The 12,348-nt window shown below is 64.5% G+C and carries 12 protein-coding genes; all 12 read right to left on the reverse strand.

The genetic code is table 11. The features are described 5' to 3' along the window. Positions 1-212: 212 nt before the first annotated feature. A complete protein-coding gene (locus CCA01S_RS00750) occupies positions 213-1,538 on the reverse strand; it encodes a TRAP transporter large permease (protein ID WP_066452769.1) in 1,326 nt (441 codons plus the stop codon). Continuing rightward, positions 1,525-2,049, reverse strand: coding sequence for a TRAP transporter small permease (locus CCA01S_RS00755; protein WP_066452773.1), 525 nt, complete (start codon positions 2,047-2,049; stop codon positions 1,525-1,527). Before CCA01S_RS00755 ends, CCA01S_RS00750 begins: the two co-directional genes overlap by 14 nt. An 83-nt stretch (positions 2,050-2,132) precedes the next feature. Beyond that, a complete protein-coding gene (locus CCA01S_RS00760) occupies positions 2,133-3,200 on the reverse strand; it encodes a TRAP transporter substrate-binding protein (protein WP_084386268.1) in 1,068 nt (355 codons plus the stop codon). Positions 3,201-3,384: 184 nt separating this feature from the next. After that, a complete protein-coding gene (gene hpaR / locus CCA01S_RS00765; protein ID WP_066452775.1) occupies positions 3,385-3,867 on the reverse strand; it encodes a homoprotocatechuate degradation operon regulator HpaR in 483 nt (160 codons plus the stop codon). A 127-nt stretch (positions 3,868-3,994) separates the two neighbouring features. Continuing rightward, entirely contained in the window at positions 3,995-5,842 is a 1,848-nt protein-coding gene (locus tag CCA01S_RS00770; RefSeq protein WP_066452779.1) for a GGDEF domain-containing protein, read from the reverse strand. Between the two features lie 50 nt (positions 5,843-5,892). Continuing rightward, on the reverse strand, positions 5,893-6,450 hold the full coding sequence (gene sufT, locus CCA01S_RS00775; RefSeq protein ID WP_066452780.1) for a putative Fe-S cluster assembly protein SufT: 558 nt from the start codon (positions 6,448-6,450) through the stop codon (positions 5,893-5,895). 23 nt (positions 6,451-6,473) lie between these two features. Then, on the reverse strand, positions 6,474-6,926 hold the full coding sequence (gene sufU, locus CCA01S_RS00780) for a Fe-S cluster assembly sulfur transfer protein SufU (protein WP_066452781.1): 453 nt from the start codon (positions 6,924-6,926) through the stop codon (positions 6,474-6,476). A 4-nt stretch (positions 6,927-6,930) separates the two neighbouring features. Next, positions 6,931-8,223, reverse strand: a complete 1,293-nt coding sequence (locus CCA01S_RS00785; RefSeq protein ID WP_084386270.1) for an aminotransferase class V-fold PLP-dependent enzyme — start codon at positions 8,221-8,223, stop codon at positions 6,931-6,933. After that, on the reverse strand, positions 8,220-9,530 hold the full coding sequence (gene sufD, locus CCA01S_RS00790; protein ID WP_066452782.1) for a Fe-S cluster assembly protein SufD: 1,311 nt from the start codon (positions 9,528-9,530) through the stop codon (positions 8,220-8,222). Before sufD ends, CCA01S_RS00785 begins: the two co-directional genes overlap by 4 nt. Further along, positions 9,527-10,348: a Fe-S cluster assembly ATPase SufC gene (gene sufC, locus CCA01S_RS00795; RefSeq protein ID WP_439951494.1), complete on the reverse strand. Its 822-nt coding sequence runs from the start codon at positions 10,346-10,348 to the stop codon at positions 9,527-9,529. Before sufC ends, sufD begins: the two co-directional genes overlap by 4 nt. A gap of 15 nt (positions 10,349-10,363) precedes the next feature. Next, the gene (gene sufB / locus CCA01S_RS00800) at positions 10,364-11,812 is read right to left on the reverse strand and encodes a Fe-S cluster assembly protein SufB (protein ID WP_066452787.1); all 1,449 of its coding nucleotides are present in this window, start codon (positions 11,810-11,812) and stop codon (positions 10,364-10,366) included. Next, positions 11,809-12,309, reverse strand: coding sequence for an SUF system Fe-S cluster assembly regulator (locus CCA01S_RS00805; protein ID WP_084386288.1), 501 nt, complete (start codon positions 12,307-12,309; stop codon positions 11,809-11,811). The genes sufB and CCA01S_RS00805 overlap by 4 nt, the downstream gene beginning before the upstream one ends. Positions 12,310-12,348 lie beyond the last annotated feature (39 nt).

Consider the following 12,348-nt stretch of genomic DNA (forward strand, 5'->3'; position numbering starts at 1 on the left):
TACGCAGCCAGAAAAAGGCCCGAAGCAAGATTTTGCTTCGGGCCTTTTTCTGGCTGCTGATGCCCCGGAAGCTGGGCGGCACGCCCCGCCCGGACGCAAGGATTGATTACCGGCCAAGCAAAAATGGCCCCTCCCAGATGAACAACTGCCCCCGGAAATCGGCGCGATGTCCAATGACCGGGATCTGTGCGTGCCCAGGTAAATGCCGAGCCTCAGTTGGTCGGCAACAGCATCAGCGTCAACATCGGCACGGAGGCCAGCAGTACCACCCGCACCAGATCGGCGCACAAGAACGGCCCGATGCCCCGGCTGACGGTGGCCAGTGTCGTGCCCTTGCTGAACTTCTGCACGATGAAGAGGTTCATCCCCACAGGCGGCGTGATCAGGCCGATTTCCACCACCATCAGCGCAATGACGCCGAACCAGATCGAAATCTGCGACTGGGTGAGGCCAAAGAACGGCAGGCCGACCATGACCGGATAGAAGATGGGGATGGTCAGCAGGATCATGGAGAGCGAATCCATGACGCAGCCCAGCAGCAGGTAGATGACGAGGATGGCGGCCAGCACCACGTACGGTGCCAGGCCGATGGTGGTGACCCATTCGGCCAGGTCGCTGGGCATGCGGCTGAGCGCCAGGCCGCTGTTGAGCAGGTCGGCGCCCATGACCACCAGGTAGATCATGGCCGTGGCTTCGGCCGTGCCCAGGATGCTGCGATACAGGCCGGGCCAGCGCATGCCGCCGCGGATCACGGCGTACAGCCCGCAGGCCGCCGCGGCGATGGAGGCCGCTTCGGTGAGATTTGCCCAGCCGCCATAGATGCCGTAGATGACGACGACGAAAACCAGCGCCACCGGCGAGACTTCGACCAGCGAACGCAAGCGCGTGGGCCAATCAGCACGCGGCACCGGCGGGATGTCGCGCATCTGGCGCGTGGCCATGATCTTGACCACGACGAAATAGCCCAACATCGCAATGATGCCTGGGATCACCGCCGCGACGAAGAGCTTGGCGATCGACTCTTGCACCAGCACGCCGTAGACGATGAGCGGCACGGAGGGCGGGATGAGAATGCCCAGCGTGCCGCCTGCGGCCACGGTGCCCGCCGCCAGCTTGGGCGGATAGTTGTGGCGCCGCAGTTCGGGCAGGGCCACTTGGCTCATGGTGGCGGCCGTGGCCAGCGAAGAGCCGCAGATGGCGCCAAAGCCTGCGCAGGCGCCGATGGCGGCCATACCCAGACCACCGCGCCAATGGCCGATGAAGGCCGAGGCCGCCCGGAACAGCGCGCGCGACAGGCCGCCGTGGATGGCGAACTGCCCCATGATGAGAAACAGCGGAATCACCGCCAGGTCGTAGTCCGAAAAGCGGGCGTACACCAGGCCATTGATGGTGTACAGCAAGGCGTTGGTGTCGCCGTGATTGACGACGAGATACAGCGCCGCGCCGGCCAGGAACATGCCGATGCCGACGTAGACGCGCAGCGCCAGAAAGCCCAACAGGACGGCCAGAACAATCAGGCCCAGTTCAATGCTGCCCATCGATCACCTCGTCTCCGGTATCAATTTCGTGGGGGACTGCGATGCCTTCCGCCGCCAGGCCGGCGCGATACAGCCCGCACAAGGTCAGCAGGGCAAAGCTGGGCAGCATGAGCCCTTGCGGGATCCACAGCGGCACCATCAGCATGGTGGAAGTTTCCATATTGTGATAGCTCTCGAGCGTGAGCAGCCCGGTGCGCCAGCAGATGAAGGCCGATACGACGGCCAGGGACAGATGGCAGAGCGTGAGCAGAAAGCGGTTGACTGCTTCGGGGAAAATCCCCGCCAGCAGATCCACGCGAATGTGGTTGTCGCCGATCTCGCACAGCGGCAGGAAGGCGGCCACCGCGACGGCGACCACCATTTCCAGCAGTTCGATGTCGCCCGGGATGGGGGCCGAGAAGAGCTTGCGCCCCACCAGCGAGACGATGGACATCGCCACGATGGCCAGCACGGCCATGCCGCCGATCAGGGCAAAGCCCACCGACAAGCGCCGTAAGATATTTCCAAGCATGATGTGATTGCTCCTGGGCAACCAGAAAACGACGCACCGTTCCGGGTGCGTCGTTCAGGATGCCGGCGTCGAATGTCAGCCTATCAATGCACCAGCGCGGGTGCCTGTTCCTTGACCAGCTTTTCCAGGCCGTCGTACAAGGCCTGCTTGTCAACGTTTTTCACCTTGGCGGCCAGCCATTCATCGACCACCGGCTGCGACTTCGCCTTCAACGCCGCATAGGTATCGGCCGACCAGCTGTTGACGTGCTGCTTCGGATTGGCGGAAATGGTCTTGACCACCTGCGCCGTGGCCTTGTCCCAGGCGGCGGCAAAGCGCATGGTGAGCGCCTCGCCGCTGTACTTGTCGAGAATCGCCCGCAAGTCAGCGGGCAGACCCTCGTAGCGCTGTTTGTTCATCAGCACGGCCAGCGTCGTGATGGTGGTGGCCGCCTGATTGGGGCCGGTTTGCGTGTGATAGAAGGTGGTTTCGTCCAGCTTGGTGGGCGGCACGACTTCCCAGGCGGCCAGGGCGCCGTCGAGCACGCCCTTGGACAGGGAATCGGCGATCTGCGACGGCGGCATGCTGACCGGCGTGGCCCCCACCGATTCGAGGAAGCGCGAGGCCAGGCGCGTGGATGCCCGGATGCGCAGCCCCTTTAGGTCGTCCACCGTCTTGACGTCTTTCTTGGTGGTGTGCAGCGTGCCGCCCACGTCGCTATAGACGGCCAGCACCTTATAGGGCGTGAAGTCGTCCTTGCCGTAGGTGGTGGCGTAATCCCAGATGATCTTGCTGGCCGCCTGGCCGTTGTCGGGCAGCATGAAAGGCAGTTCGAGCACTTCGCTGCGCGGGAAGCTGCCTGCGGAATAACCCAGGGCCGTCCAGACAATGTCCACGACCCCATGACGCACCTGGTCGTTGAGCTGCGAGGGCTTGCCACCCAGCTGCATGGACGGGTAGATTTCGCACTGGATGCGGCCTTTGGACTCGGTCTTGAGATCGTTGCACCAGGGCTCGATCACATTGACCTGGGCATTGGAATTGGCAGGCAGGAAATGTTCGAAACGCAGTGTGACCGTATCGTCCTTGGCATTTGCCACCCCCGTCCCAAACAGGCTGGCCGATGCGAAAACGGCGGCCCACGCCGCAACACGTTTGGCTTTGAAGTGCATGATGTCTCCATGAGAGTCGTGATTTCACTAACATGTAAACTATATCGTGCACAATCAGCCTTTGATATGGCGGAAATCCCTAATATTTAAGTGTTCAAGAATCTGAAGCGACGCGCGCATACAGACGCTTGATCGCTGTGGTCAGCCCCGCGCGTGCCGGGCCCACCCGCAGCCTGGGCTGCGGCTAGGCCGGATCGGCCAGGACGTCGATCTCGGGCAAGGCCACATTGGGAATGCTGTCAGTAGGCGCCGCCAGCAGCAGATCGAGCAACTCGTAGGCCTGGTGGACGAGCCCGCTGCCGATCGTCTGTTCGAGCAGGCGGTACTGCGCCTCGATCAACGGCGCGATCTGCTGATACAGGCGCTGCCCTTCGGGCGACAACCGGATGATGACGCGCCGCCGGTCGTGCGCCACACGGGTACGCGTCACCAGGCCCATGGTCTGCAGCCGCGCTAATACGCCCACCATGCTGGGGCTGAGGATGACGCAGGCGTCACACAGTTGATTGGGTTCGGCCGACCCTTGCTCGCCCAGCTCGCGCACGATGCGCCATTGCTGCTCGGTCAGGTTGAAGTGATTGAGAATGGGCCGAAAATGAGACAGCAAAGATTCGCGCGCCTTCAGCAATAATTGTGGAAGATTGCGCTTGGTGATGTCCGCCGCCATGAAAGATGCTCCGCAAGAGACGTGTTTCTCTAGCATGTTAGCATCCAGGCCCGCGCCTGGCACCTTTCGCGTGACACGATGGCATCTTCCGGCCCGGCGGGCGCAGCCCGCGCGGCGGCGCCCCGGCCTACGCCGCCTGCAGCGAGCCGACCCCGCGCCGCTCGATGAAGAGGGTGGATCCCGGCTGTTTCTTGGCCTGTGATTTCGCCTCGCTGGCCGCCTGCGCGATCTGGTGGCGCGATTGATAAGCCCCCGGCTCGACCTGCACCGCGCCCAGCGACAGGGTGGGCAGGCCATATGAGCACGTCACGCCCCGGCGGTCTTCGGCCTCGTAGTGCTGCACGTCGCCCTGCCCGGCCTCGACCATCAACTGCGCCATGCCCGAGGTGAATTCCCGCATCATGCGCTCGCAGCGCGTCTTCCAGTCGCCGCTGCGAAACAGCACGATGAAATCATCACCGCCGATATGGCCGAGAAAATCCAGGCGCTCATCCACGTGATGGCTCAGCACGCGGCTCAGCAGCCGGATGACGTCGTCGCCCAGACGGTAGCCGAAGCGATCGTTGAAAGGTTTGAAGTGATCGAGATCGGCATGGCACACGGCAAACTGCAGGCCGCTGGCCAGGTAGCGCTGAATCTGCCGGTCGATGGGCACGTTGCCCGGCAGCTGCGTGAGCGGATTGGCATGGCGCGCGGCGCGCAGCTGCAGGCGGTTGAGCGCCTGCAGGAGATCCTGGCTCGACCCGATCCCCAGATAGTGCCCACGCCCGGTGATGATGAAATCGGCGGCTAGGCCATGGCCCTCGGCCTCGGCCAGCCAGCGGCTGAGCGTCAACAGGGGCGTGTGCATGTCCACGATGAGCGGCTTGCTGTCCATGAACAGACGACATGGGCTGGAGCCGTACAGTTCGCGCTGAAAAGGCAGCGAAAAGCGCTCGATGAGACTGCTGCGCTTGAGCACGCCGACCGGAATCTCGTGCTCGACGACCGGAATGGTGTAGAGATCGGGTTTGGACAGGAAAAGATTGAAGACAGCCTCGCTGCTGACCTGCGAGGTGACGCTGGGCACGCGGCGCAGCAGCTGCAGGGCCCAGCCCTGGACGTCGTCCTGCGGCAAGCCGGGCTCGGAGCAGCAGCGCAGCGCATCCAGACGCTGGCCCGCCAGCGCGGCGGCAAGCTCGGGCCAGTTCAAGCGCTGCGGCTGAGCCTGCGGTCTGGCCAGGTAGTAGCCCTGCGCGCAGGCGATGCCCTGATCGCAGACGCTGGCCAGCTCTTCAAGTGTCTCGACACCCTCGGCCACCACGATCGCCCCGGCCACCGCGGCAATGTCGCTGACCGAACGCAGAATCTGTTGGCGCAGCAGATCTTCCTGGATGCCCGAAACGAATGCCTTGTCGGTCTTGATGTACTTGGGCCGCAGCGTCAGCCAGCGTCCCAGGTTGGAAAAGCCGGCGCCCAGGTCGTCGATGGCAAACTGCACGCCGCCGCGCTGCAGCCGCGCGATCACGCCCGAAAGCTCGGGCCACGACGCGCCCAGGCTTTGTTCGGTGATTTCGACGACCAGTCGGCTGCCTTCAAGCCCGGCCTGCGCCAGCAGTGTCAGCAGATCCGAGGGGCCGTGCGCGGCAGCCAGCAAGGCCTGCGGGCTGACATTGAGAAACAGCCGCCCCGGCAGCCGCAGCGCGGCGAAGCGCTGAATCACGCAGACGCAGGCGCGGTGTTCGAGCTCGACCCCCAGGCCCAGAGCGCGCGCCCGGGCAAACAGCAGGTCGGGCGCATGCAAGGGGCTGCCGACAGGCCCACGGGTGAGGCCCTCGTGGCCGAGCACCGAGCCCTCGCGCAGCCAGACGATGGGTTGAAAGACGGCGGACAGCGAGCACTGGCGAATGGCTTCGCGCTCGACGTCCAGTTCATCCCCCGGATCGTTTGATACAAACTGATTCGCACCGGGCATCCAATCGGGCAACAAGGACATCGAACCGCAACCACACTAGAAAAAAACGGGCGCCTCGTCGAGGCGAACCTTTACAGCAAACCCAGTTGCAGCTTGGCGGGTTCGCTGATCATCTCCCGGCTCCAGGGGGGATCCCAGACCAGATCGACCGTGGCTTCGTCCACGCCTTCGATGTTGAGCAGCTTGTTGCGCGCCTCGTCGGCAATCATGGTGCCCATGCCGCAACCGGCCGCCGTGAGCGTCATCTTGATTTCGATGCGGAAGCGCCCCGGGGCGCTGGCGGGCACGACCTTGCACTCGTAGACCAGCCCCAGATTGACGATATCCACCGGGATTTCCGGGTCGTAGCAGGTGGACAGCATCGTCCAGGCGGCTTCCTCGACGGATTCTTGCGTGGCGGGCCCATCGTGGGTGTGCTTGACCTCTTCCGTGGGTTCGAAGCCCAGGGCATCGCCATCGACGCCTTCGATGCGATACAGATTGCCCTCGACCATCACGGTATAGGTGCCACCCAGCTGCTGGGTGATGACCGCCTCGCAGCCCGCTTCGATGGTGACCGGAGAGCCATAGGGCACGGTGACCGCCGGGCAATCCCGGTTGACGACCACTTCCTGACGATTGAAACTCATGTTCTTACCTCGGGTTCAACGCATTATTCGGTGACGGCCGTGTCACGCGCCTGCGTGATGGCGTTGTGCAGGGTATGCCAGGCCAGGGTGGCGCACTTCACCCGCGAGGGAAACTCGCGCACCCCCGACAGGACTTCGAGCTTGCCCAGATCGCAATCGGGATGCGCCTCGGTGAGCATGGCATGGATGTTCTGAAACAAGGCGTCCACCGCCTCGATCTTCATGCCGCGCACGGCCTCGGTCATGAGCGAGGCCGAGGCGGTGGAGATGGCACAGCCATGCCCGACGAAACTGACCTCTTGCACCACACCATCGGCCACCCGCGCGTATACGGTGAGCTGGTCGCCGCACAGGGGGTTGTGGCCGTCGGCGCGATGCGAGGCATCGTCCATGGCACGAAAGTTGCGCGGGTTGCGGTTGTGGTCGAAGATGACTTCCTGGTAGAGATCGCGCAGGCCGTCCTCGGTGTCCCTCATGAATTCATACCCCAAATAATGTCTGAGCCTTGCGCACGCCAGCCACCAGGGCTTCGACGTCGCGCAAGTCGTTGTACAGCGCAAACGAGGCGCGTGCCGTCCCGGGGATGCCGAAGTACGACATCAGCGGCATGGCGCAATGGTGCCCGGCGCGGATGGCCACCCCTTCGGTGTCCAGGATGGTGCCCAGATCGTGCGGGTGGATGCCGTCCACCAGGAAGGACAGAATGCCCGCCTTGTGCGCCGCCGTGCCCACCAGCCGCACGCCCGGAATGGCCCGCATGGCCTCGGTGGCCTGTTCCAGCAACATGGTTTCGTGTGCGGCGATACGATCGAGCCCCAGCGTACGCACGTAGGCAATGGCCGCCCCCAGGGCAACCGAACCGGCGATGTTGGGCGTGCCCGCCTCGAAGCGCTGCGGGCCCTCGGCCCAGGTGCTGCCCTCGAAACTGACGGTGCGAATCATATCACCGCCCCCCTGCCAGGGGGGCAGGTCTTTCAGGATGCTGGCGCGCACGTACAGGGCGCCGATGCCGGTGGGGCCGTAGATCTTGTGCCCGGAAAACGCATAGAAGTCGCAATCCAGCGCCTGCACGTCCACCACGGCGTGCGCCACGGCCTGGGCGCCATCGACCAATGCCAGGGCGCCGGCCTCGTGCGCCAGGCGCACCAGCTCGGCCACCGGATTGACCGTGCCCAGGGCGTTGGAGACGTGGGCGATGCCCACCAGCCGCGTGCGGCTGCCCAGCTGCGCCTTGAAGTCGGCCAGGTCGAGTTCGCCCGCGTCGGTGATACGCGCGTGGCGCAGCACCGCCCCCGTGCGCTGGCACAGCAGCTGCCAGGGCACGATGTTGGAGTGGTGCTCCATGCCGGTGACGAGGATTTCATCGCCCGCCTGCAAGCCTTGTCCCCAGGTCTGCGCCACCAGGTTGATGGCTTCGGTGGTGCCGCGCGTGAAGATCACGTCGCGGCTGGCGGGGGCATTGAGCAGGCCGCGCACCTGTTCGCGCGCTTCTTCGTACAGGTCGGTGGCATGCTGCGAGAGCCAGTGCACACCACGGTGGATGTTGGCGTTGGACTGTTCATAGAACTGATCCAGCGCCTGGATCACGGCGCGCGGCTTTTGCGTCGTGGCACCGTTGTCCAGGTAGGCCAGGCGGCGCTTGCGCACCGGGCGGGCGAGGATGGGGAAGTCGTCGGCGCAGACGCGGCCCGCGGCGTCCAGCAAAGCCCCGCGATCCTGAGCGGATTCATCCGCCAGGCGCACGCTTTCTTGAGATGTCAGTGGCGCATTCATGCGGCCTCCAGGACGGCGCCGCCGCCGGGCAGCAGGGAACGGATTGCCTGCTCGACGCGCTGGCGCAGCAGGGGCGCGTCGATGCGCGCCACGCTGGCGGCGGCAAAGGCATAGGTGAGGATGTCGCGCGCATGCGCCTCGTCCAGGCCGCGCGAGCGCAGATAGAACAGGCTGTCTTCGTCGATCTGCCCCACCGTGGCGCCGTGCGCGCACTTGACGTCATCGGCGTAGATTTCGAGTTCGGGCCGGGAATCGGACTTGGCCAGGCGCGACAGCAGCAGACTGTCGTTGCGCTGGATGGCATCGGTGCCGTCGGCGCCCGGCGCCACCAGGATGCGGCCGCTGAACACGCCGTGCGCGGTGTCGGCCAGGATGCCCCGGTAGGTTTCATGGCTGACGCAGCGCGGCTTTTCGTGGCCGATGAGCGTGTGGTGATCGACGTGGCGCCGCTGATCGACGTAATACAGGCCGTTGAACAAGGTCTCGCAGCGTTCGTCGGCAAAGTGCGTGGCGATGTCGTGGCGTGCCAGGCGTGCGCCCAGCGACACCGAATGCGAGGCAAAGTACGAGCCGCGCGCCTGCACGGCGTCGATCTCGCCCAGATGCCAGGCCTGCGCCGATTCTTGCTGCAGCTTCAGGTGCGTGATGCGGGCGTCCTGGTCGAGCCGCAGACGCGTGACGGCGTGGTGGAAATTGCTGGCCCCCGCCACGCCCACGTAGTGTTCGACCACCGTCGCCTGGGCGCCGGCTTCGGCGTGTACCACGTGGCGCAGGAAATGCGCCGCCTTGGGCGAGGCAGCCACGCAGACGATGTGGACGGGCGCGTCGAGCGTGGCGCCGCGCGCCAGCGACACCCAGGCCCCGTCGCTGGCCAGCGCCAGATTGAGCGCGCTGGTGCTGTAGCCATCGGCCACCTGGCCATAGAGGCCCTGCAGCGCGTCGGCCTGCGCGGCCCAGGCCTGCGACAGCGGCAGCAGCCGCACATCTGCGGGCAGGCTACCGATATCGGAGAGCGCCGCATCGAAGGCGCCATCGACGAACACCAGCCAGTGGCCCGCCTCTTGCGCCTTGAGCGCGGCGACCTGATCGGCCACGGCCTGCGCATCGCCATCGACAAAGGTGGCGGCAGCCAGCGGCGACAACGACGTGTGGCGCCAGGCGTCGTTCTTGGTGGTGGGCCAGCCCTCGCCCATGAAGCGGTCGAGGGCCTGCTGGCGCGCCGCCGCCAGCCACGGCAACTGCGCACCGGGCAGGTGCGCCGCGCGCCCGCCAAAGGTGTCGGCCCAGGCTTGCAGGTTGTTGCTCATGCCCGTGCCCCCGGCTTGACGCCAATCTTCTTGCCGTCGTCGGCCTTCAGGCCGCCGCGCGGTGCGGCAGGCGCCTGATTGACGCCTTCGATCCAGCCATAGCCTTTGGCTTCGAGTTCGAGCGCGAGTTCGCTGCCGCCCGAACGCACGATCTGGCCGTGCGCCAGCACGTGTACGAAATCGGGCTTGATGTAATCGAGCAGGCGCTGGTAGTGCGTGATGACGATCATCGAGCGTTCGGGTGAGCGCAGGCGGTTGACCCCTTCGGCCACCGTCTTCAGGGCATCGATATCGAGGCCCGAATCGGTTTCGTCGAGAATGGCCAGCTTGGGTTCGAGCAAGGCCATCTGCAGCACTTCGTTGCGCTTTTTCTCGCCGCCGGAAAAGCCTTCGTTGACGGAACGGTAGAGGAATTCGTCGCGCATGCCCACGAGTTTCATTTCGGCCTTGGCCTTCTTGACGAAGTCCATCGCGTCGAGCTCGGGCTGGCCGCGGTGCCGACGCCCGGCATTGACCGCCGCGCGCAGGAAATAGGCATTGGACACACCGGGGATTTCGATGGGGTACTGGAAGGCCAGGAAGATGCCCGCGCGGGCCCGTTCTTCGACCGGCAGCGCCAAGAGGTCTTGCCCTTCGAACTCGACCGAACCGCCGGTGACCTTGTAGGCCTCGCGCCCGGTGAGCACCTGCGACAGCGTGCTCTTGCCCGCCCCGTTGGGGCCCATGATGGCGTGTACCTCGCCTGGCTTGATGTCGAGGCTCAGGCCGCGCAGGATTTCTTTGTCCTCGATCGAGGCGTGCAGATTGTTGATTTTCAGCATGAGATAGGCTCCTTAACCGACGCTGCCTTCCAGGCTCACGCCGAGCAGATTCTGCGCTTCGACGGCGAACTCCATGGGCAATTCCTTGAAAACTTCTTTGCAAAAGCCGTTGACGATCATCGACACGGCATCTTCGGCGGACAGGCCGCGCTGCATGGCGTAGAACAGCTGGTCTTCGGCGATGCGCGAGGCGGTGGCCTCGTGCTCGACGCTGGCACTGGGGTTCTGCACCTCGATGGTGGGGAAGGTGTGCGCGGCGCAGTCTTTGCCGATGAGCAGCGAATCGCACTGCGTATAGTTGCGCGCATTCTCGGCCTTGGGCGTCATGCGCACCAGGCCGCGGAAAGTGTTGCTGCCGTGCCCCGCCGAAATGCCCTTGGAAATGATGGTGCTGCGCGTGTTGCGCCCCATGTGGATCATTTTCGTGCCGGTATCGGCCTGCTGGTAATGGTTGGACAGGGCCACGGAATAGAACTCGCCGGTGGAGTCGTCGCCACGCAGAATCACGCTGGGGTATTTCCAGGTGATGGCCGAGCCGGTCTCGACCTGCGTCCAGGAGATGCGCGAGCGTGCGCCACGGGCATCGCCGCGCTTGGTGACGAAGTTGTAGATGCCCCCCACCCCGTTTTCGTCGCCGGGATACCAGTTCTGCACGGTGGAGTACTTGATGCGGGCGTCTTCCAGTGCCACCAGCTCGACCACCGCCGCGTGCAGCTGGTTTTCGTCGCGCATGGGCGCCGTACAGCCTTCGAGATAGCTGACGATGGCGCCTTCGTCGGCGATGATGAGGGTGCGCTCGAACTGCCCGGTATCGGCGTTGTTGATGCGGAAATAGGTAGACAGTTCCATTGGGCACTTGACGCCCTTGGGGATGTAGACGAACGAGCCATCCGAGAATACGGCCGAGTTCAGTGCCGCGTAGAAGTTGTCGCCCGGCGGCACCACCGAGCCCATGTATTTCTGCACCAGATCGGGGTGCGAGCGCACGGCTTCGGAGAACGAACAGAAGATGATGCCGACGTCGGCCAGCTGCTTGCGGAAGGTGGTGGCCACCGAGACGGAATCGAACACGGCATCCACGGCCACCCCGGCGAGCTTGGCGCGCTCGTGCAGCGGCACGCCCAGTTTCTCGTAGGTTTTCAGCAGCTCGGGATCGACTTCATCCAGGCTCTTGGGGCCGTCTTTCTTGGATTTGGGCGCCGAGAAATAGCTGATGTCCTGGAAGTCGGGTTCCGGGAAATTGACCTTGGCCCAGTCGGGCTGCGGCATCTTCAGCCATTCGCGGTAAGCCTTCAGGCGCCACTCGAGCATGAACTCGGGCTCGCGCTTGACCGCGGACAGGCGGCGAATCACGTCTTCGTCCAGACCTTTTGGAAAAGTCACGGCTTCGATTTCAGTGACGAAACCGGCGTCGTAGTCACGGTCGAGGAAGGAATCGAGCTTGTCGTTGACAGTACTCATTTGGACAGACTCCAGTTCGGGATGTTCGGAATACGGGAAGCAGCCGCCGGGACATGGCGCGCCGATGCGGCCACGGATACGGGAGCAGGTAGGGATTCTTCAAGCATGTCGGCCACCGTCACGGCTTCGAGCGTGCGGCGCACAATGAGGTTGATGCGCTGCCAGTGGGTGCGGATGTGGCAGGCACCTTCGACGCTGCACACGCCAGGCGTGGCCGTGCATTCGGTGAGGCCGAAGGGCTGCTCTTCGAGCGCGTCGATGATTTCGGCCACGCTGATCTGCCCCGCCTCGCGTCCCAGCCGGTAGCCGCCGTGCGCGCCCCGCGTGCTGGCCACGAGGCCGTGCTGTGCGAGCAGCTTGAGCACCTTGCTGACGACTGGCTGCCCCAGGCCCAGGCTGGCAGCCAGTTCAGCGGCGCTGCAAACGTGTGCCGACTGGGCCGCCATGTGCGTGAGCACAAGGATTCCGTAATCGACGATCTTGCTGATCCGCAGCATGAGCCACACCAGGGGGATGAATTCGAGAGACCAAATAGT

The organism is Castellaniella caeni NBRC 101664 (assembly GCF_001592225.1).
In the GTDB taxonomy this organism is placed as follows: Bacteria; Pseudomonadota; Gammaproteobacteria; order Burkholderiales; family Burkholderiaceae_B; genus Castellaniella; species Castellaniella caeni.